The 21726-nt window shown below is 72.4% G+C and carries 24 protein-coding genes; 9 read left to right on the top strand and 15 right to left on the bottom strand.

The window, feature by feature from the left end; genetic code table 11:
- Nucleotide 1: 1 nt before the first annotated feature.
- The 4 genes from QDS12_RS12855 to QDS12_RS12840 all read right to left on the bottom strand — a co-directional run bounded on the left by QDS12_RS12855 (nucleotide 2) and on the right by QDS12_RS12840 (nucleotide 5233).
- Nucleotides 2-412 (bottom strand): rhodanese-like domain-containing protein, encoded by a 411-nt coding sequence (locus QDS12_RS12855; RefSeq protein ID WP_279879440.1) that lies wholly within the window; start codon nucleotides 410-412, stop codon nucleotides 2-4.
- A 286-nt stretch (nucleotides 413-698) separates the two neighbouring features.
- Nucleotides 699-2354: a YfjP family GTPase gene (locus QDS12_RS12850; protein WP_279879439.1), complete on the bottom strand. Its 1656-nt coding sequence runs from the start codon at nucleotides 2352-2354 to the stop codon at nucleotides 699-701.
- 9 nt (nucleotides 2355-2363) lie between these two features.
- Nucleotides 2364-4157, bottom strand: a complete 1794-nt coding sequence (locus QDS12_RS12845; RefSeq protein ID WP_279879438.1) for a dynamin family protein — start codon at nucleotides 4155-4157, stop codon at nucleotides 2364-2366.
- Complete coding sequence (locus QDS12_RS12840; protein WP_279879437.1) at nucleotides 4154-5233, bottom strand: PrsW family intramembrane metalloprotease; 1080 nt, start codon at nucleotides 5231-5233, stop codon at nucleotides 4154-4156. Before QDS12_RS12840 ends, QDS12_RS12845 begins: the two co-directional genes overlap by 4 nt.
- Nucleotides 5234-5338: 105 nt before the next feature.
- On the opposite strand from QDS12_RS12840, the gene QDS12_RS12835 reads away from it, so the two are divergent.
- Nucleotides 5339-6748 carry an aminopeptidase P family protein gene (locus QDS12_RS12835; RefSeq protein ID WP_279879436.1) on the top strand — a complete coding sequence of 470 codons (1410 nt, stop codon included), beginning with the start codon at nucleotides 5339-5341 and terminating at the stop codon, nucleotides 6746-6748.
- On the opposite strand, the gene QDS12_RS12830 is transcribed toward QDS12_RS12835, so the two are convergent.
- From QDS12_RS12830 to QDS12_RS12820, 3 genes are read right to left on the bottom strand one after another with little or no spacing between them, the layout of a single operon-like run.
- Entirely contained in the window at nucleotides 6745-7206 is a 462-nt protein-coding gene (locus tag QDS12_RS12830; protein WP_279879435.1) for a nitroreductase/quinone reductase family protein, read from the bottom strand. The genes QDS12_RS12835 and QDS12_RS12830 overlap by 4 nt on opposite strands.
- A gap of 39 nt (nucleotides 7207-7245) precedes the next feature.
- Nucleotides 7246-7398: a hypothetical protein gene (locus QDS12_RS12825; protein WP_279879434.1), complete on the bottom strand. Its 153-nt coding sequence runs from the start codon at nucleotides 7396-7398 to the stop codon at nucleotides 7246-7248.
- 32 nt (nucleotides 7399-7430) lie between these two features.
- On the bottom strand, nucleotides 7431-8126 hold the full coding sequence (locus QDS12_RS12820) for a GNAT family N-acetyltransferase (RefSeq protein ID WP_279879432.1): 696 nt from the start codon (nucleotides 8124-8126) through the stop codon (nucleotides 7431-7433).
- 84 nt (nucleotides 8127-8210) lie between these two features.
- Between QDS12_RS12820 and QDS12_RS12815 the strand changes: the two genes are divergently transcribed.
- The 5 genes from QDS12_RS12815 to QDS12_RS12795 are packed head-to-tail and all read left to right on the top strand — an operon-like array spanning nucleotide 8211 to nucleotide 12380.
- On the top strand, nucleotides 8211-9191 hold the full coding sequence (locus QDS12_RS12815; protein WP_279879431.1) for a Ku protein: 981 nt from the start codon (nucleotides 8211-8213) through the stop codon (nucleotides 9189-9191).
- Nucleotides 9192-9821 (top strand): arylformamidase, encoded by a 630-nt coding sequence (gene kynB, locus QDS12_RS12810; RefSeq protein WP_279879430.1) that lies wholly within the window; start codon nucleotides 9192-9194, stop codon nucleotides 9819-9821. It begins immediately after the preceding gene.
- Nucleotides 9818-11086 carry a kynureninase gene (kynU, locus tag QDS12_RS12805; RefSeq protein WP_279879429.1) on the top strand — a complete coding sequence of 423 codons (1269 nt, stop codon included), beginning with the start codon at nucleotides 9818-9820 and terminating at the stop codon, nucleotides 11084-11086. Before kynB ends, kynU begins: the two co-directional genes overlap by 4 nt.
- A complete protein-coding gene (kynA, locus tag QDS12_RS12800) occupies nucleotides 11086-11877 on the top strand; it encodes a tryptophan 2,3-dioxygenase (RefSeq protein ID WP_279879428.1) in 792 nt (263 codons plus the stop codon). The genes kynU and kynA overlap by 1 nt, the downstream gene beginning before the upstream one ends.
- A 23-nt stretch (nucleotides 11878-11900) precedes the next feature.
- Entirely contained in the window at nucleotides 11901-12380 is a 480-nt protein-coding gene (locus QDS12_RS12795) for a DUF2505 domain-containing protein (protein ID WP_279879427.1), read from the top strand.
- Here the strand turns inward: QDS12_RS12795 and QDS12_RS12790 are convergent.
- From QDS12_RS12790 to QDS12_RS12775, 4 genes are all read right to left on the bottom strand, one after another.
- Complete coding sequence (locus tag QDS12_RS12790; protein ID WP_279879426.1) at nucleotides 12337-12552, bottom strand: hypothetical protein; 216 nt, start codon at nucleotides 12550-12552, stop codon at nucleotides 12337-12339. The genes QDS12_RS12795 and QDS12_RS12790 overlap by 44 nt on opposite strands.
- Before the next feature lie 51 nt (nucleotides 12553-12603).
- Entirely contained in the window at nucleotides 12604-13320 is a 717-nt protein-coding gene (locus tag QDS12_RS12785) for a hypothetical protein (RefSeq protein WP_279879425.1), read from the bottom strand.
- A gap of 81 nt (nucleotides 13321-13401) precedes the next feature.
- Nucleotides 13402-13749 (bottom strand): hypothetical protein, encoded by a 348-nt coding sequence (locus tag QDS12_RS12780; protein WP_279879424.1) that lies wholly within the window; start codon nucleotides 13747-13749, stop codon nucleotides 13402-13404.
- Complete coding sequence (locus QDS12_RS12775) at nucleotides 13749-15209, bottom strand: wax ester/triacylglycerol synthase family O-acyltransferase (RefSeq protein WP_279879422.1); 1461 nt, start codon at nucleotides 15207-15209, stop codon at nucleotides 13749-13751. The genes QDS12_RS12780 and QDS12_RS12775 overlap by 1 nt, the downstream gene beginning before the upstream one ends.
- A 134-nt stretch (nucleotides 15210-15343) precedes the next feature.
- Here QDS12_RS12775 and QDS12_RS12770 point away from each other — a divergent pair, with 134 nt between their 5' ends.
- Both QDS12_RS12770 and QDS12_RS12765 read left to right on the top strand, forming a co-directional pair.
- Nucleotides 15344-15715 (top strand): hypothetical protein, encoded by a 372-nt coding sequence (locus tag QDS12_RS12770; RefSeq protein WP_279879421.1) that lies wholly within the window; start codon nucleotides 15344-15346, stop codon nucleotides 15713-15715.
- Complete coding sequence (locus QDS12_RS12765) at nucleotides 15712-17043, top strand: hypothetical protein (RefSeq protein ID WP_279879420.1); 1332 nt, start codon at nucleotides 15712-15714, stop codon at nucleotides 17041-17043. The genes QDS12_RS12770 and QDS12_RS12765 overlap by 4 nt, the downstream gene beginning before the upstream one ends.
- Before the next feature lie 13 nt (nucleotides 17044-17056).
- Here QDS12_RS12765 and QDS12_RS12760 read toward each other — a convergent pair whose 3' ends face one another.
- From QDS12_RS12760 to QDS12_RS12750, 3 genes are read right to left on the bottom strand one after another with little or no spacing between them, the layout of a single operon-like run.
- A complete protein-coding gene (locus QDS12_RS12760) occupies nucleotides 17057-18049 on the bottom strand; it encodes an NAD-dependent epimerase/dehydratase family protein (RefSeq protein WP_279879418.1) in 993 nt (330 codons plus the stop codon).
- A gap of 40 nt (nucleotides 18050-18089) precedes the next feature.
- Nucleotides 18090-19334 (bottom strand): hypothetical protein, encoded by a 1245-nt coding sequence (locus tag QDS12_RS12755; protein ID WP_279879417.1) that lies wholly within the window; start codon nucleotides 19332-19334, stop codon nucleotides 18090-18092.
- Complete coding sequence (locus QDS12_RS12750; RefSeq protein WP_279879415.1) at nucleotides 19331-20026, bottom strand: hypothetical protein; 696 nt, start codon at nucleotides 20024-20026, stop codon at nucleotides 19331-19333. Before QDS12_RS12750 ends, QDS12_RS12755 begins: the two co-directional genes overlap by 4 nt.
- Before the next feature lie 127 nt (nucleotides 20027-20153).
- On the opposite strand from QDS12_RS12750, the gene QDS12_RS12745 reads away from it, so the two are divergent.
- Nucleotides 20154-20393 (top strand): helix-turn-helix domain-containing protein, encoded by a 240-nt coding sequence (locus QDS12_RS12745; protein ID WP_279879414.1) that lies wholly within the window; start codon nucleotides 20154-20156, stop codon nucleotides 20391-20393.
- Nucleotides 20394-20427: 34 nt separating this feature from the next.
- On the opposite strand, the gene QDS12_RS12740 is transcribed toward QDS12_RS12745, so the two are convergent.
- A complete protein-coding gene (locus QDS12_RS12740; RefSeq protein ID WP_279879413.1) occupies nucleotides 20428-21699 on the bottom strand; it encodes a trypsin-like peptidase domain-containing protein in 1272 nt (423 codons plus the stop codon).
- Nucleotides 21700-21726 lie beyond the last annotated feature (27 nt).

Raw genomic sequence — 21726 nt, 5'->3', positions numbered from 1 at the left:
CTCAGCCCGCCACCACGTGCTGGACCGGGGTCGGCCCGGCCACGATCGGCAGCCCCGCCGCGCGCCAGGCGAGCATGCCGCCCTCGACGTCGGCCGCGTCGAGGCCGAGCGAGCGCAGCGCATGTGCGGCGAGGGAGGAGCTGTAGCCCTCGGCGCAGAGGATGATCCAGCGCCGGGGGGTGTCGGCCTGAGGCAGCCGGGAGTCGGAGGACGGGTGCACCCGCCACTCGAGGTGGTTGCGCTCGATGATCAGCGATCCCGGGACCTCACCGACCTCACGGCGCTGCCACTCGGGCCGGATGTCCACGATGAGGTCACCGGCCGACACCGCGTCCGCCGCTTGCTGCGGCGCCAGGCGGGTCAGCCCGTCACGGGCCGCCTCGAGCAGCTCGTCCACAGTCCCGAAGGTCACGATGCGGCACGCTCCTCACGCGCCGGTGCCGGCGCCTCCGGGTCGTCGGTCCAGCTGGATGCACGGTGCACCAACCGGTTTCCGTCGACATCGTAGTAGTGCAGGACCGACAACGGCGGTGAGTAAACGGGCACGCTCAGCGCAGTACCCACCGCGAAGCGACTTTCTCCAGGCGCAGCGGCCGATGAGAAGACAGGGTGCTCACCACACTGATTTTAATCTCAGTTCAGTTACTCGACTTGAATCGGCGAGCGCATCGACCCATCCCGACCCGGCCGCGTCACACCTAGGCGAGCGCGCGGTCGAGGCCCGCACGCACCGTCGAGTACGCCGCGAGCTCCTGCTCGACCGGCGCCACGACGAGCTCCTGGGCCACCCCGGACACGGCCGAGCGGAGCCGGTGGTCGGCGCGCGCCGCTCGGGTGCGCGCCGTGCCGGCGACGAGGATGCGGCAGACGAGCGCCAGCACCACGCCGAGCAGCACTCCCCCGAGGCACACGATGATCGGCAGTGAGATGCCGCCGACGTGCGGGGTCGAGGAGTCGTCGAGCGTGCCGGAGGCGAGCGCGGCCAGCGTCCAGACGCCACCACCGACGGCGGCCAGGATGAGCAGCCACTGGAGCACGCGCACCAGTCCGGCCCAGACGGGCAGCCGCGCGACGCCGAGGTCGGTGTCGCCGAGGGCCGCGTCGAGGCGGTCGTTGAGGTCGTCGACCCGCGAGACCGACGCCTGCCGGATCGACTCCTGCCAGGACTGCCCGAGCCCGGTCGAGGCGTCGTCGGCCAGCGCGCGCACCTCGCTGTCGACACGGGCGCGCTGGACGGCCGTCGCCGTCGGCATCGACGTACGGGCACGCCCGGTGAGCTCCTTGCCCGCCGAGCCCAGGTCGAGGTGCAGCCGCTTGAGCGGGTCGGCCTTGAACCGGGAGACCCACGAGACCAGCGGCCAGCCGGTCGCGCGGTTGGCGCGCAGACGGGTGGCGCGCTCGACCGCGTCGACGATCGTCGGTACGCCGGCCGCCTCGGCGAGCGCGTCGTCGAGCGCCTCGACGCGGTCCGACGCCAGCGAGCGCACCGGGGCCGAGCCGGACTCGGCCTCGATCTTGCCGGCGACGACCCTGACGTCGGCCTCGAGCCGGGCCCGGGTGGCGTTCTTCTCGGCCACGCGCTTGGCGATCTCCGCCTTCAGCTCGTGGATGCCCCAGCCGAGCTTGGCGCTGACCGGGATGACCGGCACCTTCTGCAGGCCGTCGTTGTCGAGCAGCCGGCGCACGTCGGCGATCATCGACTCGCGCCGCTCCTCGGGCACGGTGTCGATGTGGTTGAGCACGACGACCATGACCTCGTCGTGGGTCTTGAGCGGGTTGAGGTAGCGGTCGTGGATCGCGGCGTCGGCGTACTTCTGCGGGTCGAGCACCCACACGAGCATGTCGACGAGCACCACGAGCCGGTCCACCTCGAGATGGTGGGAGACCTCCGTGGAGTCGTGGTCCGGCAGGTCGAGCAGGACGACGCCGTCGAGGTCGTTGCTCTCGCGACGGGTGTCGAGCATCGAGTCGCGGGTCGTCTGGTGCCGGTCGGGGATGCCGAGCCACTCCAGCAGCTCGCGCGCGCCCTGCGTGCCCCAGACGCACGCGGTCGCCCACGAGGTGGTGGGCCGCCGGACGCCGACAGCGGAGAGCTCCAGGCCGGTCAGCGCGTTGAACGTCGACGACTTCCCGGACCCGGTGGCACCGGCGATGCCGACCACCGTGTGGTCCGCGGAGAGCTTCAGCCGGCCCTGCGCGCGCTCGACGATCGTCCGGGCCTCACCCACGACCTCGTCGCTGAGCCGGCCGCCCGCGGCGTCGACGGCGACGGCGAGCCCGTCGATGCGATCGCCGATGTCGGATCCGGACGAGGAGACCAGGCTCTTCTTCACGTTCTGGAGCAGCGAGGTCATGGCGTCACCCTATGATGCGCCGATCCGAGCGGCGTACCTGGCGTCGTCGACCCGCCGGGCGGCCTGCCGCAGCTTCTCGGCCGCCTCCGGCTCGATGCGCAGGTTGTCGAGCATGTCGAGGTAGCGCACCTGCTCGTCGGCGAACAGGGTGCGCACCCGCACCTCGAGCGACTTGCGCGCCCGCTCGGCCAGCGAGCGCACCGCTTGGTCGCCGAAGACCGCCTCGAGCAGCTTCTGCCCGACGACCGCCGAGCCCCCGGCGATGCCGACCTCGGCACCGGTCAGCCCCGCGGTGTTCGCGAACACGACGACCATCAGCGCCACGGACAGCCCGTTGACGCCGAAGGCCAGGAACCGGGCCGTCGACTTCTTGTCGGCGCCCTCCGTGCGGACCATGTCGAGCACGTCCTGCTGCCAGTCGCGCACCGCCCGCTCGGCCTTGCGGCGCAGGTCGCGGGAGGCGCGCCCGAGGTCGGACGGCGCCGACTCGACCAGCCCGCGGCCGGCCTCGAGCTGGAGCCACGAGGCCTCGGCCCGCTCGGCGGCGTGCTCGGCGTGCTCGAGGATGAGCAGCTCGAGTCCGGACTCGACGGCGACCTGGACCTGCTCGGCCTGCTGGGGCTTGCCCTTGACCGCGTTGACCAGCCGGTCGCGCAGCTTGCTGACCTTCGCCTCCAGCGACTTCAGCAGCTCGCCGGTGCCGACGAACTCCTGCCAGCGCGCGAGCACCTCGCCGCGCAGCATGGTGCCGTCAGCGGTCGCGGCGAGGATCGCGCGCAGCCCCTCGTCGTACGCCGACACCGCGTCCTGGCGCAGCCGGGCCGCGGCCTCCGCCTGGGCGACGGACGCGTCAGCGATCGGGTGCGCGCGACGGGACACCGTGCGCACCGCACCCTCGAGCGTCTGGCGCACCACCGCCTGGCGGGCGCCGCTGTCGGCGGCGAGCATGTCGAGCCAGCCGCGGACCTCGGCGACGTTGTCGGCGGGGAGCAGGCCCTCCTCGGAGACCTTGCCCTCGTGGACGATGAAGAGCGGGCTGTCCTTGAGGCCGCGCGAGGCGAGCATCCGGGCCAGGTGGGTGGCGACAGTCTGAACCGCGTCGGCCGGGGTGCGGTCGAGCACGACAGCGACCGCCGTCGACCGCTCGGCGGCGGAGCGCAAGAAGTCCCACGGCACCTGGTCGGCGTACCGCGCCGCCGAGGTGACGAAGATCCAGAGGTCCGCCGCGGCGAGCAGCTGCGCGGCCAGCAGCCGGTTCTGCTCCTCGACCGAGTCGACGTCGGGCGCGTCCAGGATGGCCAGGCCGACGGGCACGTTGTCCGACGCGACGAGCTGGAGCGCCTTCGGGTCGTTGGTGGCGTGGTGCACCCGCTCGAGCTCGGGCAGCAGCCGGTCCTGCCCGAACCACTGGGCGTCGGCCGGGTTGTGCACCAGGACGGGCGAGCGGGTGGTCGGGCGGAGCAGACCGGGCGTGGTCACGTGCGTGCCGACGAGGGAGTTGACCAGGGTCGACTTGCCCGCTCCCGTGGACCCGCCGACGACGGCCAGCAGCGGCGCCTCGATGGTCGTCATCCTCGGGATGACGTAGTCCTCGAGCTGGGCGACGAGCTCGGTCTGGCTGGCTCGCTGGTCGGCGGCACCGGGCAGGTCGAGCGGCAGCACGACGTCGGTGAGCGCCTGGCGCAGGCGCACCAGCGCCGTCACCATCCGGGTGGTCGCCGTCCCGACGCCGGCCGCACCGGTCGCCCCTGCCGCGCCCGCGGCGGGGGTCGGGTTCGGAGCCGAACCCTGGGGTGTCGTCATCGCGTGGGTACCACCTGTCCGGGAAATGCGATGGTCGGCCTGACACTACCGATTCTCGCGACGTACTCCTGACCCCGCGCGGCGTAGTCGGGCGGTGGTGTTCCTCTCAGGTAGCGCGAGTGGAGGTAGCCGAGCTCGATGGCCGCCTGCTGGTAGTCCCGCATCGCGCGCTCGCCGGTCGCACCGCCCCGCATCTTCGCGTAGGAGCGGGCATGGCGGCGAGCGCCCAGGTCGACGACCCAGGGGATGTCGGTCTCCGGGAGCAGCCCGTGGCGGGCGGCGTCGACGAGCGACCTCTCGAGCATCCGCCGCTCCGAGGAGCGCGCCCAGAGCGCGAGCCCGCCGACCGCGCACAGCGCGGGGATCATCAGCACGACGTAGACGACGACGAAGCTGCCGAAGCCATAGACCGTCGAGGAGTTCCAGATCGAGTGGGCGATCACGGCACACGCGTACCCCGCGAGCGGGGCGAACAGCCGTACGCCGCCCGAGCGGGCGCCCACCGCGATGCCGACGCCCACCCCGGTGAACGCCGTGAACAGCGGGTGCGCGAACGGGCTGGCCAGGCACCTGATCACGAACGTCTGGGTGAGCGCGTCGGTGCCGCCGGGGCCGATACCTCCCGTGCCGTCGTAGGCGGCGGCGAGGTAGAGGATGTTCTCGGTGAAGGCGAAGCCGATGCCGACCATGCCGGCGTAGACGATGCCGTCGAGAACGCCGTCCAGCTCGTCGCGGCGCCACCACAGCAGCGCCACCAGGAAGGCGCCCTTGCAGGCCTCCTCGATGGCCGGGGCGAGGATCGCGCTCGTGGCGTCGCCGGTCAGGCCGGTGACCACGCCGCCGACGCCCTCGAGCACCACGGCCGCGAAGCACGCCACGAACGCGCCCCAGAGCAGTCCGAGCGCGAGGAGGGTGTGCGGCTCGGGCTCGTAGCGGTCGAGCCAGAGGTAGCAGCCGACCAGCGGCACGACCGGCAGCGCCGCGAGGATCGTCGCGAGGATCAGTGTCGAGGGCGCCCCGGAGAAGGCGATGATCAGGAGCATCGGAAGAGCGGCCAGCACGACCACGATCGACACGATGACAGTGAAGACGGCGCCGCTCCGCCTCCGATGTGCGCTCGCGCGAGCTCCTGCCCCCATGCGGCCACCCTATCGGCGGCGCCGGGTCCTAGAGTGAGGGCCATGGGTGAGGAGACCAAGCCGGCCACCGAGTCACACGACCCCTCCGTTCCGGAGGCGTGGTCTGCGTTCATGCGCCAGGGATGGGGCGACCGGGAGCTCGACCTGCCGGCGCACCCGATCACGCCGTACGCCGCCGCGCGGCGCGCTCGGCTCGCCGACGCCTTCCCGGGCGAGCGGCTGGTGATCCCGGCCGGCGGCTACAAGGTGCGCTCCTACGACACCGACTACCGCTTCCGCCCCGACACGGCGCACACCTACTTCACCGGCAACCAGACCTCCGACGCCGTCCTGGTCATCGAGCCGGACGGCTCGTCGGTCCTCTATGCGCGACCGCGGTCATCGCGCGAGACCGACGAGTTCTTCCGCGACCGCGTCTACGGCGAGCTGTGGGCCGGTCGTCGACCCTCGTCGCGCGAGATCTCCGACTCCCTCGGCATCGAGGTGCGCCACGTCGACCAGCTCGAGGACACCCTGCGCGGCGGTGTGAAGACCCGCGTCCTGCGCGGTCGCTCGTCGTACGTCGACGGGCTGGTCGCCCCCGACGAGACCCTCGACGCCGACTTCGCGCGAGTGGCCTCGGAGATGCGCCTGGTCAAGGACGACTGGGAGGTCGCCCAGCTGCAGGAGGCGTGCGACATCACCGCCTTCGGCTTCGAGGACTCGGTCCGCGAGTGGCCGCGGGTGCTCGAGTTCGGCGAGCGCTGGATCGAGGGCACGTTCTTCCGTCGTGCCCGCGCGATGGGCAACGACATCGGCTACGACTCGATCGTCGGCGGCGGGTCGCACGCGACGACGCTGCACTGGATCGACAACACCGGCCCGATCACGCCCGGGACGATGGTGCTGCTCGACATGGGCGTCGAGGGCCGCAACCTCTACACCGCCGACGTGACCCGGACGCTGCCGGTCTCCGGCACCTACACGCCGCTCCAGCGCGACCTCTACGACCTCGTCCACCGCGCGCAGGAGGCCGGCATCGCCGCCGTACGTCCGGGGGCGGCCTTCCGCGCCGCCCACCACGCGGCCGTCGAGGTGCTCGCGCACGGTCTCGGCGACATGGGCCTGCTGCCGGTGTCGGTCGAGGAGGCGCTCGACGAGAACAGCAAGGTCTACTCGCGGTGGACCCTGCACGGCGTCAGCCACATGCTCGGCCTCGACGTGCACGACTGCGGCGCGGCCTCGAAGGAGGCGTACACCGAGGGCACGCTCGCGGAGAACATGGTGCTCACCGTCGAGCCCGGCCTCTACTTCCAGGAGGACGACCTGCTCGTCCCCGAGGAGCTGCGCGGCATCGGCATCCGGATCGAGGACGACATCCTGGTCCGGCCCGAGGGCGCGCAGAACCTCTCCGCCTCGCTCCCCCGTACGTCGGGCGACGTCGAGGCGTGGATGGGCTCGCTGATCCCCTAAGGCTTCGGACGGAGCCTGACGACCGGCAGCTCGCGGTCGGTCTTGTGCTCGTAGTCGCCGAAGCGCGGCGCGGCGGCGACCACCGCCGCCCAGGCCTCCGCGCGCTCGGCGCCGTGCAGCTGCTCCGGGATCACCGCGGTCGGCTGACCGTCGATCTCGATCGCGACCTGGTCAGGGTGGGTGGCGAGGTTGTGGTACCACGCCGGGTTGCCGATCGCCCCGTTGGCCGAGGCCACGATGATGCGGCTGCCGTCCGGACCGGGGAACCAGGCGACGGGCGTCTGCCGCGGCTGCCCGGACTTCGCGCCGACGGTGTGCAGCACCAGCAGGTGCATGCCCATCATCTTCTTGCCGCCGGCCTTGCGGACCCGGCCCGCCATCATCTTGTTGCCGAAGCGCACGAGAGCGCCGCGCGGCTGCCTGCGACCGCGGGTGCCGTGGGGGTGCGTGAACGACATGGCTCAACCTCCCGAGAAACGGCCATCGATATCGGAACGCTACTCCGGCGGGCGTTCTCCCACGGCTGCCTCGTCGGCGACCCCGCCCTCCTCGTCCGCGACGGCGAGCCGGCGGTGCTCCACGGCCCGCTCCGCCGCCTGCTCACCCCGCGTCAGGGTGATGGCCCCCAGTGTCCCACCTCGGGCGGACACGCGGGGCGCCTGTTTTCGAGGGACCGGCCAGGTCAGGCCGGCGGCGTGCGGTAGCCGCGGAACGTCACGTCCCGGCGGACCGAGAAACCGAGGCGTCGATAGAGCTCGAAGGCTCCGGCGTTCTCGACGACGACGTGGAGGAACGGCCGCTCGCCGCGACCGATGATGCGGGCCGCCGCCGCCCGCACCAGCCGTGCCCCGAGGCCGCGGCCACGCGCCGCAGGAGCGGTGCACACGGCACTGATCTCGGTCCATCCAGGGGGTCGCAGCCGCTCGCCGGCCATCGCCACGAGCTCGCCGGCCTCCCGGATGCCGAGATAGGTGCCCAGGCGATGGGTCTCCGGCCGGAACGGCCCCGGCCGCGTCCGAGCGACCAGGTCCAGCATGTCGGCCACGTCAGCCTCGCCCAGCTCGACGACGTCCGGGTCCGGCCCCGCAGCCGCGAGGCGGTCGGGGTCGCCGACCATCTGCACACCGTCCACGGCGAAGGCGGGCGCCCAGTCGGGGGGCGGCGCGGCCGGCGAGCTGAACATGTCCGCGAAGCCGTCAGGTCCGAGGAGCGCCGCGAGGTCCGCCCAGTCGTCGGCCCCCGGCTGGAGCGGCACTGCCGAGAACGTGGCGACGGCGGACCGATAGCTGAGCGCCCGCCCGTGGCGGCGGGCGAGGTGGGCGTGCCGTCCCCGCAGCGACTCGCCCACGGGGTCGTCGAGCACCGCTGCGTCATCCATGGCGAGGCGAAACGTACGCCGTCTCGTGGGTCTCCCGCCAAAGTACGGAGGCACGTGTGGGCCCTGAGCGGGATACTGGGCGGCATGCGAGCGATCTGGAAGGGCGCGGTCTCCTTCGGCCTGGTGAGCGTGCCGGTCAAGCTCTACGCGGCGACAGAGTCGCACGACGTGTCGTTCCGGCAGGTCCACGTGGAGGACGGTGGGCGGATCCGCTACCAGCGGGTCTGCTCGATCGACGGCGAGGAGGTGCCCTACTCCGACATCGCGAAGGGCTACGAGACCGAGGACGGCGAGATGGTCATCCTCACCGAGGACGACATGGCGGCGCTGCCGTCGACGTCGAGCCGGGAGATCTCCGTCGAGAAGTTCGTGCCGAGCGAGCAGATCGACCCGCTGCTCTTCGAGAAGTCCTACTACCTCGAGCCCGAGAACACCGGGAAGAAGCCGTACGCGCTGCTGCGCGAGGCGCTGCGCGAGGCCGACCGGATGGCGGTCGTCACGGTCGCGCTGCGCAACCGCACGACCACCGCTGTGCTCCGGGTCCGGGAGACCGAGCGTGGCGACGTCATCGTGCTGCAGACGCTGATGTGGCCCGACGAGGTCCGCGTCCCCGACTTCTCCGTCGACGTCGACGGCGAGGTGAAGCCGGCCGAGGTGAAGATGGCACGGATGCTCGTCGACACGCTTGCCGGCGACTTCGACCCGAGCGAGTTCGAGGACGACTACGCCGAGGCTGTCGAGACGCTCGTCAAGACCAAGATCGAGGGCGGCGACATCACTCGGACGGAGACGTCCACGAAGTCCGCGGGCGAGGTCGTCGACCTGCTGGCCGCGCTGCAGCGGTCGGTCACCGCGGCGAAGAAGGGCCGCGGCGAGGACGTGCCCGAGGAGGCCGAGGAGGCGGAGGAGGCCGACGAGAAGCCGGCCGAGAAGACCGCGAAGAAGGGCGCCGCCAAGAAGTCCAGCACCACGAAGACGGCTGCCAAGAAGACGACGGCGAAGAAGACCACCGCCAAGAAGGCCGCCGCCAAGAAGGCCACCGCCGCGAAGAAGAAGGCCAGCTGATTGGCCGGCCTCTGGGACATCACGCCGCCCGTCGACGTGACCACGCCCGTCTTCCCCGGCGACCAGGCCTACGACGCCGGCTGGACGTTCCGGATCGGCCCCGGCTGTCCGGTCAACGTCGCCCGGCTGACGCTCTCCCCGCACACGGGAGCGCACGCGGACGCTCCGCTGCACTACGCGAGCGGCGGTACGCCGGCCGGCGCACTCGACCTGGCGGCGTACCTCGGTCCCTGCCGCGTCGTCCACGCGACCGGCGCCCGGCCGCTCGTCACGCGCGACCACGTCGCCCAGGCGCTCGACGAGGGGCTGCCACCGAGGCTGCTCGTCAGGACCTACGATCGTCAGCCCACGACCTGGGACGAGGCGTTCGCCGGCCTCCACCCCGACCTGGTCGACGAGCTCGGCGGACGGGGCGCCGTGCTGGTCGGCACCGACGCCGCGAGCCTCGACCCGACCGACAGCAAGACGCTCGACGCCCACCACGCCGCCGACCGCCACGACCTACGGATCCTGGAGAACCTCTTGCTCGACGACGTGCCCGAGGGTGACTACGAGCTCATCGCCCTGCCCCTCAAGCTGGCCACCGCCGACGCGGCCCCGGTCCGCGCCGTCCTCCGGGAGCTGGCGTGACGACCCGCGAGGAGACCGAGAAGCTCGACGAGCAGGACCCGCTCGCGCCCCTACGGGACCTCTTCGACCTGCCCGTCGGGACGATCTACCTCGACGGGAACTCGCTCGGCGCCCTCCCCCGCGCCACCGCCGCGCGCGTCCAGCAGGTCGTCGCCGAGGAGTGGGGCCGCGACCTGATCGGTAGCTGGAACAGCGCGGGCTGGATCGACCTGCCCCACCGCGTCGGCGACAAGATCGCCCGCCTGGTCGGCGCGGGTCCCGGCGAGCTCGTCGTCGCCGACTCCACGAGCGTGAACGTCTACAAGGTCCTCAAGGCGGCCCTCGCCATCGCCGCCGAGGAGGCGCCCGAGCGCACCGTCATCGTCAGCGAGCGCACCAACTTCCCCACCGACCTCTACGTCGCGCAGTCGGTCGCCCGCGAGCACGGCTGCGAGCTCGTCCTCATCGACCCGGGCGAGGATCCGGCAGACCGGCTGGACGAGCGGGTGGCCGTCCTCCTGCTCACCCACGTCAACTACCGCACCGGCGCGATGTGGGACCTGGCAGCGGTCACCGAGCAGGCGCACGCCCGCGGTGTCCTCACCGTCTGGGACCTGTGCCACTCGGCCGGCGCGGTCCCTGTCGACCTGACCGGCGCCGGAGCCGACTTCGCGATCGGCTGCGGCTACAAGTTCCTCAACGGCGGACCGGGCGCGCCGGCGTACGTCTGGGTGAGCCCGCGGCACGCCGACCGGTTCGCGCAGCCGCTGTCCGGCTGGATGGGCCACGCGGCACCGTTCGCGTTCACGACCGACTACGAGCCGGCGCCGGGCATCGGCCGCTACGTCTCCGGCACGCCGGGCGTCCTGGCGACGGCCGCGCTGGAGTGCGGGGTCGACACCCTCCTCGCCGCCGAGCCGTACGGCGGCCTCGCGGCCCTCCGCCGCAAGTCGCTGGAGCTGACGCGGCTCTTCGCCGACCTGGTCGAGGACCGTGTCGGCGGCTTCGACCTCGAGTCGCCCCGCGACGACGACGCGCGGGGCAGCCAGGTCTGCCTGACCCGCACCGAGGGTGCCTACGAGATCGTGCAGGCCCTCATCGCCCGGGGCGTGATCGGCGACTTCCGAGCCGGGCAGGACGGACTGCCCGACATCCTCCGGTTCGGGGTGACACCGCTCTACACCCGCTTCGTCGACGTGTGGGACGCCGTCGAGCACCTGCGCCAGGTGATGGAGAGCGACGAGTGGCGCGACGAGCGCTGGGCCCAGCGACTGGCGGTGACCTGATGGACTACGGCGACTACCTCCATCTCGACGAGGTGCTCGCGGCACAGCACCCGCTGTCCGGCGAGCACGACGAGATGCTGTTCATCGTCCAGCACCAGACCAGCGAGCTGTGGATGCGGCTCCTCCTCCACGAGCTGGGGTCGGCGACGAGGGCGGTGGCCGAGGACGAGCTGCCGTTCGCGTTCAAGACGACCGCGCGGGCGTCGAAGATCATGGAGCAGCTCGTCCACGCGTGGGACGTGCTCGCGACCATGACACCGACCGACTACGGCAGGTTCCGCGACGTGCTCGGGTTCGGCAGCGGCTTCCAGTCGTGGCAGTACCGCTGCGTCGAGTTCACCCTCGGCAACAAGAACCCGCGCTGGGCCGACGCCGTCTCCGGTCCGCACGCCGCCCAGGCCGCGCGGCTGCAGCCGGTGCGGGAGGCGCTCGAGCGGCCGTCCCTCTACGACGAGGCGCTGCGGCTGCTCGCCCGCCGTGGACTCTCGGTGCCCGAGGCCAAGCTCGACCGGGACTGGACCCAGCCTTACGAGGCCGACGCCCAGGTCGAGCAGGCGTGGCTCGAGGTCTACCGCGACCCGCAGAGCCACTGGGACCTCTACCAGCTCGGCGAGGAGCTGACCGACCTCGAGGACGCCTTCCGGCTGTGGCGTTTCCGGCACGTCACCACGGTGCAGCGGATCATCGGCTCCAAGGCCGGGACCGGCGGCACGAGCGGCGTCGGCTACCTGCGGACCCGCCTCGACGTCGTGCTGTTCCCGGAGCTGTGGCGCCTGCGCACCGACCTGTAGGCCGCCCCGGCAGAATGGCGCCCATGAGCACGCCCCTCCGCCACGACCTGACCTACGACGCCCCGCTGGCTGAGGTGGCCGCGATGCTCGCCGATCCCGCGTTCCGCGAGGCGGTCTGCGACGCCCAGCACGCCCTGTCCCGGACGGTGACGATCACGGGCACCACGGAGAGCGGCAGCGTCGCCGTCGACTACGCGCAGGCCGCGAACGGCGTGCCGTCGTTCGCGAAGAAGCTCGTCGGCGAGCGCATCGAGATCGCCCAGCGCGAGCAGTGGAGCGGCAACCACGCGGCGCTCGAGATCACCATCCCCGGCAAGCCGGGCGAGATGAAGGGCACGATCACGCTCACCGAGTCCGGCGGCACGACGGTTCAGCGGGTCGCCGCGGACATCCGGGTGAACATGCCGCTGGTCGGCGGCAAGGCCGAGCGGGTGATCGAGGAGATCCTCCTCAAGGCCCTCAGGAAGGAGAACCAGGTCGGCCGGGAGTGGCTCGCCCGCTGAGCTCCTGCTCGGCCGCCACCTCCTCGGCCCGCTCCTCCGCCAGGTCCTGCCGCCGGCGTACGGCGATCACGAGGCCCAGCACCACGAACGGCCCGAACGCCAGCAGCAGCGTCAGCACCTTCTCGTAGGGATGCAGCGCGCCCATGTGCAGCGCCACGATCTCCAGGAACATGCGTCCAGGGTAGATCGCCACGCTCGCACACGGGCGCGCAGGGTTGGTGGGTCAGAGGCGCTTGACCCAGAACGGCACCGCGAGTGCCGGGAAGCCGCCGGCGGCCGGGACGACGATCCGGTAGGTCGTCTTGCCGCGGCGCGGGTAGCCGACCTTGAGCTTCAGGTGGCCGCTCCGCATCTGGGGCTTGCGGACCTTCTTCCACTTCTTGCCCTTCTTCACCTGCAGGAGGACCTTGCCGGAGAAGGCGGGCGAGACCTTGATGTTGAAGACGGCCTTGCCGTGCGCGTTGCGCGAGGTGCTGCCCGCGTAGGACCGGTAGACGGTGCCGGTCGAGACGGCGGCGGACGCGGTCGGCGTGATGGTCTCGCCGTAGGTGTTGGTGCCGCCCGTGTAGGTGATCCGGTAGGCGGCCTTCGCGGCGTAGCTGGTGCTCAGGTAGGGGTAGCCGTTGGAGAACGACCCGATGCGGACCCAGCCCGTGCCGGTGTTGCGCTCGATGGCGACCGTGCCGACGTTGACGTGGTAGGCGTACGTCGGGTCGGACGGGCAGACGTAGGTGACGTCGCCGTCGAGGTAGAGCGCCTGACCGTAGTAAGGCGCCGGCGAGTACGACGCGTAGCCCGCCTTCAGCGTGATGGTGGCCTTGCTCGTGCAGGTCTCGGCCGCGCTCGCGGGCGCCGCCGCGCCCAGCGTGGCGAGCGTCGTGGTGCCCAGGACCAGAGCGACGATCGCGCCGCTGAGCCTGGACAGGAGAGATCGATTCATGTGTCCCCCTGGATCAGTGCCGGATTCCGACGACCCGGCCCAGCGCTTTGTACCCCAAGGCAAAGCCCTGGAACAGCGAATTCACGCGATCAGATCGGGGATCTCCTGCGTCGCGAACCAGCCGAGGTCCTCGTCGGGGTCCGCGCCCTCGGGCCGGTCGACCAGGTCGGCGTGCACCGCCTGCCAGTCCCGGGAGCGAGCCGGGTCGCTCGGTGACCGCGTCTCGACGACGAGGACCACGCGGCGGCCGTGACCGGCGAGCAGCTCGGCCGAGGCGTCGGCCGCGGACATGAGTGCGGCGTACTCCCCCTCCTCGGTGTCGTCGGGCGCCTCGAAGGCGCCGAGCACGCCGGGATCCGCCGCCGGGACCTCGCCGGCCTCGTGCCAGCGTCCGAGCAGGTCGAGCGTGGCCGGGACGTAGAGCCGCATCAGGCGTTCCCCTTCGCCTTCGCGGTGGCCCGACGCCGGCCGCGCGGAGCCCGGGGCCGGTCGCCGTTGACGGTGTCGAGCAGCTCGACGAGGGCGTCGGCGAAGCACTGGCCCAGGATGTCGGCGTCGGGGATGAGGTCGCGATCGGTCGTGATCCCAAAGGACACCCCACCGTGGTAGGACGTCACACCGATCGCCAGCGCGTGGCCGGGCACGAGCGGAGGCACCGGATAGCTGGCCACCATCTCGGCCCCCGCCGCGTAGCGGGCCGACTGCGGACCAGGGACGTTCGTGACGGTCAGGTGATAGCTGCGCCCCGGCTGGGCGGCGGCGGCCCGCGACCCCACGGCGTGGAACGTCGTCGGCGCGAACCCGGCGATCCCCGCGAGCCGGCTCGCGGCGACGCCGCGACCGGTCGCCTTGTGGGACTCGAACGAGTAGGAGACCTGGTGCAGCCGTACGACGGGGCTGGGCTCGCTGACGGGCAGGTCGACGAAGTGCACGGCGATCTGGGACCCGAGCGAGGTCGCCTCCTCGTTCTCGTCGATGACCGAGATCGGGACCACCGCGCGCACCTGGCGCATGCCGGCCAACGATTCGGGCCGCGTCATGAGCCAGGCACGCAACCCGCCGGCGACGATCGCGAGGACGACGTCGTTGATCGTGCCGCCGTGCACGGCGCGGATCGCGCGCAGGTCGTCGAGCCGCGCCTCGAGCGTGACGAAGCGGCGCTGCTGCGAGAGGCGGCCGTTGAGCGGGGTCATCCAGTCGGGCCGACCGCGGACGACCAGCTCGGCCGTACCGACGCCGCGCCGCACGAGGCGCCGCCCGCGGCGCGCCAGCCGGGCGGTCGTGCTGCGCGCGGCGTCGAGCGCGATCTCGGGCTCGGCGAGCACGTCGCGGACCGCGTCGACCAGCAGGCCGACCGGCGTCGCCGCCCGGCCGGGTCGCCAGTCGTCGTACTCCGGGTCGAGGAGCTTGGTGTCAGGGCTGACGTCGAGCAGCAGCTGCCCGAGGTCGACGGTGTGCACGCCGTCGACGAGCGCCTGGTGGGCCTTGGTGAGGATCGCGACGCGGCCACCCTCGAGTCCCTCGACGAGATACATCTCCCACAGCGGCCGGTGCCGGTCGAGCGGCCGCGAGACGATGCGGGCGACCAGGTCGCGGAGCTGGTCGGCGTTGCCGGGGCGCGGCAGCGCGGAGCGCCGCACGTGGTACTCGAGCTCGAACGTCGGGTCGTCGACCCAGACCGGGTTGGCCAGCCGGCCCGGGAGGAACTGGACCCGCTGCCGGTAGCGCGGGACGAACGAGATGCGGTCGGCGATGAGCGCCAGCAGCGCGTCGTAGTCGAAACCCTCCGGCCCGGGCTCGAAGATCTCGACCGTGGCGTTCTGCCGGGGTGCCGTGGCGCTCTCCTCGGTCAGGAACGACAGGTCCCGGGGCGTGAGGCGGTCCCCCATGCGACGGCCCCTTTCCGGGGCCCTCTTGGCCCCCTCTCAGATTCCCGTGCGATTCTTCCAGAGGTACGACGGGCCTTCGCCGCCCGTCGTCTTTCCGTGTGTCGAACCCAGCCGACCCCACCAGAGAGGCAACGATGCGCCAGCTGCGCCACCTCATCGCCGTGATCGCCGTCCTCGCCGGCGCCGTGAGCCTCACTGCGTGCGGGAGCGACGACGACGCGGCGCCTGCCTCGAGCCAGACCACGAAGCGGATCGACATCAAGTTCGAGGGCAACAGCGTCAGCCCGAGCGGTGAGCGCGTCGACGTCGCCATCGGCCAGCCGATCGAGTTCGTCGTCACCGCCGACGCGCCCGGCGAGGTCCACGTCCACTCCGACCCGGAGAAGGAGCTGGAGTACGAGAAGGGGACGACGATCCTCGACCTCGGCCCCTTCGACAAGGCCGGCATCATCGAGGTCGAGTCGCACCACCTCGAGAAGACCATCGTCCAGCTCGAAGTCAAGTGATCTCCGCTCACGGGATCGGGGGTGCTCGCGACCTCCCGATCTCGCCCGAGCTCGCCATCGCCGGCGCCGTCGCCGCGCTGACCGTCTCCTTCACCGTCCTCGCGGTCGCGTGGCGCACGCCGCGCTACGACGAGGCGACGTCGGGTCGCCCCGCGCCGCGGTGGATCGCACGGGTCGTCGACGCGCGCTGGTGGCCGGTCCTCTGGCGCGTCGTCGGGTTCGTGCTGTTCCTCTACACCGTGATGGTCGCGGTGTTCGGCAAGGACCTCCTCACGAACCCGCTGTTCGGCATCTTCTACGTGTGGTGGTGGGTCGCCCTCGTCCCGCTGTCGGTCCTCTTCGGCCCGGTGTGGAAGGCGATCAGCCCGGTCCGGACCATCAACCTGCTCTTCGCCAAGCTCTCCGGCGGCGACCCCGAGACGGGCGTCTACCGCTACCCCGAACGGCTCGGCCACTGGCCGGCCGCGATCGGCCTCTATGCGTTCGTCTGGATGGAGCTCGTCTACCCGCACAACGCCGACCTCGGGCCGGTCCGGCTCTGGGGTGCCGTCTACGTCGCGGTGATGCTCGTCGGCGGCGCGCTGTTCGGCAACGTCTTCTACGCGCGCGCCGACCCGTTCGAGGTCTACAGCTCGCTCGTGGCCAAGCTCTCGATCTGGGGCCGCCGCGACGGCGTGCTCCTCGTGCGCAGCCCGCTGGCCAACCTCGACACGGTGACGCCGCGCGCCGGCCTGGTCGCGGTCACGGCGGTGCTGTTCGGGTCCACGGCGTTCGACTCGTTCAAGGACTCCTCGCACTGGATCCTGTTCTTCCAGAACACCGCGTTCATCAACGAGCACACCTGGGCGCCGACCCTCGTCAACAACCTCGCGCTGCTCGGGTTCTGCCTCGCGGTCGGCGTGATCTTCTCGGTCGGGACGATGCTGACCGGCGTGGAGCCGGGCTTCCGGCGCCGGACGCTCCCTCGGCTCTTCGCGCACTCGATCGTGCCGATCATCGTCGCCTACATCATGGCCCACTACCTCTCCTACCTGCTCGAGGCCGGACAGGCGACGCTCATCAAGGCCAGCGACCCCTTCTCCAACGGGTCGAACTGGTTCGGCACCGCGAACTGGAACGTCGACTACTACTTCTCCTACCACCCGACGTTCCTGGCGAACCTCAAGGTGCTGCTGGTCGTCGTCGGGCACGTGCTCGGCGTCATCGCGGCGCACGACCGGGCGATCAAGCTGCTGCCGCGGCGCCACCAGCTCACGGGCCAGCTGCCGCTGCTGTTCGCGATGGTCGCGTTCACGATCGGCGGCCTCTGGCTGCTGTTCTCCGCCTGAGCCAGGCGATCGGTCAGGACGCGAGCGGCGGGGTGTCCAGCTCCTGCGGGTGGGCCAGGCCCTCGCGCAGCGCGCTGAGCGCCTCGACCGAGGTCCGCTCCGGCCGCCAGCCGAGCTCGTGGTTCGCCCGCTCGCACGACATCAGCGGCATCTGCAGCAGGTAGTCGAGCAGCTGCGGCGGAGCCGGCACGATCCGCGCGTGCCAGGCCGCGGCCGCGAGCTCCCGCACCGGCCGGGCCGGGACCGGCAGCGGCCGACCGCCGAACACCTCCCCCAGCACGGACGCGTCGACGAGCGGGTCGGCGGCCAGGTTGAACGGACCGCGCGCGTCGCCGAGCACGCCCTGCGCGAAGGCGCGCGCGGCGTCGTCGGTGTGCAGCACCTGGAAGACGAGCCCGGGCAGCGCCGGCACCAGCGGTACGCCGACCCGGCCGAGGAGCCGTGTCGGCAGCATCCGGCCGCCGAAGATCCGCTTCTGCTCCGGCGAGGACGGGGCCTTGAACATGAAGGCCGGTCGCATCCGCACCACCCGGATCTCCGGTCGGGCCTGCTCGAAGCCGTCCAGCAGCCGCTCGACGTAGGCCTTCTCGCGGCAGTAGGCGGCGGGCGACCAGCCGTGCGTGGGCCAGGACTCGTCGACCAGGTCGGTCTTGTTGCCGGTCGAGTAGGCGCCCACGGACGAGGCGACCACGACGGCCGAGACCCGGGCCTGCGCGGCGGCGTCGAGCACCCGCGTGGTGCCGTGGACGTTGACGCCCCACGTCACGTCCGGGCGGTGGCTGGGCTGGAACGCCCAGCCCAGGTGGACGACCGCGTCGACGCCCGTGAACACGTCGACCAGGTCGTCGTGCCTCACGTCGGCGTTCCGCCACGCCACGCCGTCGATGTGCCAGTCCGGCCGCCGGCGGGCGAGGCCGACGACCTCGTCGACCTCGGGTCTCCGGGCGAGCTCGGCCACCACACTGGTCCCGACGTTGCCGGTCGCCCCGGTCACCACGATGCGCATCCTTCGCACGTACCCGAGCCGTGGGGGCGCATGCGGCGGCTCAGCCCGCTGCGGCCCGCCCGCGGGACCGTCGCCGCGACCGGTCGGCCCGGCGACCGGCGACCGGGGGCGCGATCTCGTCCACCAGCCCGCCGACCGCCCGCGGGAGCGGGGCGTCGGGTGCGGTCTCGAGCAGCGACCGGGCGGACACCGCCGCCCGGTCGACAGTGGTCTGGTCGTCGGGCAGGAAACGGACGGCCGCGGTCCGCACCACTCCGGCGAGCATGGCCGCGACCTCCCGCTCGGTCCAGCCGAGGCTGGGCCGCATCCGGTTGACGACGACGTAGGGCGGCACCGTCGTGTGCTCGCGCAGGTCTACGAGCGCGCGAGCCAGCCGCGCCAGACCGACCGGGTCCGGCGACCCGACCACGACCACCACGTCGGCGGCCTCGAGCGCGTCGAGCGTGAGCTGGTTGCGGCCGGTCCGGCCCGGCGTGGGTCCGCCGTCGTCCTCCAGGCTGAACCCGGTGTCGACCACGACGTGGCCGCTCCCGCGCCCGCACTCGGCGATCTCGCCGACCAGGCCCGGCCGCAGCTCCGGCCAGCGGTCGGCGCGCGGGAGGCCCGTCACCACACCGAGGTGCGACCCGTAGGTGCGCAGCACGGTCGGGAACCGCACCGCGAGCTCACCGGCCGCGGACAGCCGGGCGGCCGACAGCAGCCCGGAGACCTCGTCGAGCACGCCGAGGAGCGGGGCGACGGCACCGCCGTAGGGGTCGGCGTCGACGAGGACGGTGGGCACTCGCCGGTGCGCGAGCTCGGCAGCGACGGCGGTCGCGACCGTCGTACGGCCAGGGGCTCCGGCGGGCCCCCAGACCGCGACCACCCGGCCACGGAGCGCCGCGCGTGGGAGCTCGACGGAGTCGGCGCGAACCGGCACCTCCTCGGGCTCCTCCGGCGAGGTGAGCGCGCCGGGCAGCTCGGCGAGCGCGTCCTCGGGCACGACGCGGGTCAGTCCCGACCGCGCGGCCCGGGCCCGGACGGGATCGGCGGTCGGACCCGGCGGGGCGACCGCCACGACGCGCACGCCGTGCTGGCGCAGCTGGTCGACGGCGGTGGCGTCGAGACCGGGCAGCTCGGCGGCGACCACCGCGGCGTCGGCCTGGCCCGAGGCGGCCGCTGCGAGCAGGTCGTCGAGGTCCACGCAGCGCTTGAGGACGACCACCCCCGGCGCCCGCTCGAGCGTCGTGAGCCCGGCCGGCTCCCAGCTCGCACCGGCGGCGGCGAGCAGGACGATCGTGGTCATGACCGGCGTACGACGGTGAGGGTCGGCGAGTCGCTCGCCCCGAGCAGGCCGAAGAACCGCCGGGCGTCGTCCTCCGGCACCGCCAGCACCAGCTGCCGCTTGCCGGACACGACGAAGCTGTCCTCGACGTCGGGCGCGTCGACGACCCCCACTGCCGCGAGGGCCGGCTCCGCGTCGCCCGGCGGGTCCGTGTCGCGGGTGCCGGCGCGACCGAGCAGGTAGACGTCGACGACGCTGCCCGCTCCGACCGAGGGCGGCACCTGCTCCGGGTCGACCGAGAGCGGCACCTGGACCGTCCCGTTCTGGCCGGCGGCACCGACGGCCGCGCGTGGCACGAGCTCACCGGAGCCGACGCCGCGGAGGAGCACGCCGACCGGCGGCGGGTCGCTCGCGCGGAAGTAGCCGTCGAGGTCGTCGCCGTCGGCGAACCGCACCTGGTGCCGCTCGAGGTCGCCCGCCGTGAGCGGGGCGCCGGCGGCGAGGTCACCGGAGGCCACCCAGACCGCGACGGTGTCGTCGGCCGCCGCGAGGAGCCGTGCGCCCGCCACGACCGAGACGGCGACGATGGCGGCACCGACCCACAGTCGTGGGTCGCGCCAGCCGGCACGTGGCAGGCGCTGGGCGGCGGGCGCACCCGACAGCCCGTCACCCGGGGGTCGGCTCACTGTCGAGGTGTCGAGCCCGAGATTCACGAGGACATCATGTGACCGGCCCGGCGTGCGCGTCACCTGTCTCTCCACAGGATCCCCCAGACAGGGGTTGTCCACAGGACCCGGGTGCCGATCGGCGGCGCGACCACGGGGGTGGGATCATGTCGGCATGCCAGAGACCCCCCGGTTCCTGACGCTGGCCGATGTCGCGGAGCTGCTCAACACCTCGAGCGCGCAGGTCTACGCCCTGGTGCGGCGCGGCGAGCTGCCCGCCATCAAGCTCGGCGGTCGCGGTCAGTGGCGGGTCGAGGCGAGCAGGCTCGAGGAGTTCATCCAGCAGCTCTACAAGGAGACCGAGGAGTTCGTCTCCGAGCACCCGTTCGTCGACACGGAGACCGACAGCCAGTAGGCCTCTGGTAGGCCCCCCGTAGGCCGCCAGTAGGTCAGCCGACCTGGCCGCCGAGCGTGATCCGGACCTGGTGGTCCTTGCCGGCGTGGTTGACCGTGAACGTCACCTTCTCGCCCGGCTGGTGGGTGCGGATGGCGACGATCAGGCCGATCCCGTCGGTGACCCGCTGACCGTCGACGGACGTGACGATGTCGCCCTTCTCCAGTCCCGCCTTCGCGGCCGGCGTGCCGTCGTCGACCGAGCTGATCTCCGCGCCGTCGCCCGACTGGTCGGCGGTCTGCACCTTCGCGCCGATCACCGGGTAGCGCGCCTGGCCGGTGGCGAGGATCTGCGCGGCCGTCGTACGGACCTGCTCGATGGGGATCGCGAACCCGACGCCGATGCTGCCCGCCTCGTCCTGGATGCCGCCGGTCGTGGCGATCGCCGAGTTCACGCCGACGACCTGGCCGAGCAGGTTGACGAGCGGGCCGCCGGAGTTGCCCGGGTTGATCGCCGCGTCGGTCTGCACTGCGTTGATGTAGGAGGTGTCGTCGGCCGTGTCGCCGGTCGTCACCGGCCGGTCGAGGGCGCTCACGATGCCCGACGTGACCGTCGAGCTGAGCCCGAGCGGCGAGCCGATCGCGACGACCTGCTCGCCCACGCGCAGCGCCTTGGCGGCGCCCAGCGAGGCTGGCTTGAGCCCCTTCGCGTTCGGCGCGCTGATGACCGCGAGGTCGTAGACCGGGCTGCGGCCCACGACGGTCGCCTTCGTACGCCGGCCGTCGGTGTCGACGACCCAGATCGGCCCGTCGTCCTTCGCGGCGTCCGCGACGACGTGGTTGTTGGTGACGATGTCGCCCTTGGCGTCGAGGACGAAGCCCGACCCGGTCGCGCCGTTCTCCTTGCCTTGGTACTCGGCCTGGATCTGCACCGTCGACGGCAGCAGCGCGTCGGCGACGGCGACGACGCTGGCATCACCGGGCTTGATCGGAGCCTGGCTGACGGTCGTGCTACCGAGCGCGCCGATCGTGGTGTAGGACGGGCGACTGTCGTCGTCGTAGTGGTTCCACAGCGCGGCACCGCCGACGCCGCTCGCGGCGCCGACGACAAGCGCGAGCAGGGCGACCGCCGGCCACGTCCAGCGGCTGGGCCGAGCGCGCGGCGGAGCCACCGGTTGGGGGCTCGTCTGCGGCAGCGGGCTCGTGGGAGGAAGCCACGACGCACCGGCGGGGCGGTCCGGCCGGGCCGGCGGCGGAGCCGAGGGTGGGGGCGGCTGGTTCCAGCCGAGGGGCTGCGTGGGCTCGCCGTCCGGCTGCTCGTCACTCACCCGGACATTGTGGCGGCGAGCGCCAAG

The sequence above is a fragment of the Nocardioides sp. CER19 genome, assembly GCF_029846275.1.
In the GTDB taxonomy this organism is placed as follows: Bacteria; Actinomycetota; Actinomycetes; order Propionibacteriales; family Nocardioidaceae; genus Nocardioides.
This window is presented reverse-complemented; position numbering and strand designations above follow the sequence as displayed.

Coding starts and splice junctions, on each gene's coding strand:
- QDS12_RS12850 (WP_279879439.1), bottom strand. CDS start 2,354: ATGACCTCGCTGCTCCAGAACGTGAAGAAGAGCCTGGTCTCCTCGTCC.
- QDS12_RS12845 (WP_279879438.1), bottom strand. CDS start 4,157: ATGACGACACCCCAGGGTTCGGCTCCGAACCCGACCCCCGCCGCGGGC.
- QDS12_RS12835 (WP_279879436.1), top strand. CDS start 5,339: ATGGGTGAGGAGACCAAGCCGGCCACCGAGTCACACGACCCCTCCGTT.
- QDS12_RS12830 (WP_279879435.1), bottom strand. CDS start 7,206: ATGTCGTTCACGCACCCCCACGGCACCCGCGGTCGCAGGCAGCCGCGC.
- QDS12_RS12820 (WP_279879432.1), bottom strand. CDS start 8,126: ATGGATGACGCAGCGGTGCTCGACGACCCCGTGGGCGAGTCGCTGCGG.
- QDS12_RS12815 (WP_279879431.1), top strand. CDS start 8,211: ATGCGAGCGATCTGGAAGGGCGCGGTCTCCTTCGGCCTGGTGAGCGTG.
- kynA (WP_279879428.1), top strand. CDS start 11,086: ATGGACTACGGCGACTACCTCCATCTCGACGAGGTGCTCGCGGCACAG.
- QDS12_RS12795 (WP_279879427.1), top strand. CDS start 11,901: ATGAGCACGCCCCTCCGCCACGACCTGACCTACGACGCCCCGCTGGCT.
- QDS12_RS12790 (WP_279879426.1), bottom strand. CDS start 12,552: ATGTTCCTGGAGATCGTGGCGCTGCACATGGGCGCGCTGCATCCCTAC.
- QDS12_RS12785 (WP_279879425.1), bottom strand. CDS start 13,320: ATGAATCGATCTCTCCTGTCCAGGCTCAGCGGCGCGATCGTCGCTCTG.
- QDS12_RS12780 (WP_279879424.1), bottom strand. CDS start 13,749: ATGCGGCTCTACGTCCCGGCCACGCTCGACCTGCTCGGACGCTGGCAC.
- QDS12_RS12775 (WP_279879422.1), bottom strand. CDS start 15,209: ATGGGGGACCGCCTCACGCCCCGGGACCTGTCGTTCCTGACCGAGGAG.
- QDS12_RS12770 (WP_279879421.1), top strand. CDS start 15,344: ATGCGCCAGCTGCGCCACCTCATCGCCGTGATCGCCGTCCTCGCCGGC.
- QDS12_RS12760 (WP_279879418.1), bottom strand. CDS start 18,049: ATGCGCATCGTGGTGACCGGGGCGACCGGCAACGTCGGGACCAGTGTG.
- QDS12_RS12755 (WP_279879417.1), bottom strand. CDS start 19,334: ATGACCACGATCGTCCTGCTCGCCGCCGCCGGTGCGAGCTGGGAGCCG.
- QDS12_RS12745 (WP_279879414.1), top strand. CDS start 20,154: ATGCCAGAGACCCCCCGGTTCCTGACGCTGGCCGATGTCGCGGAGCTG.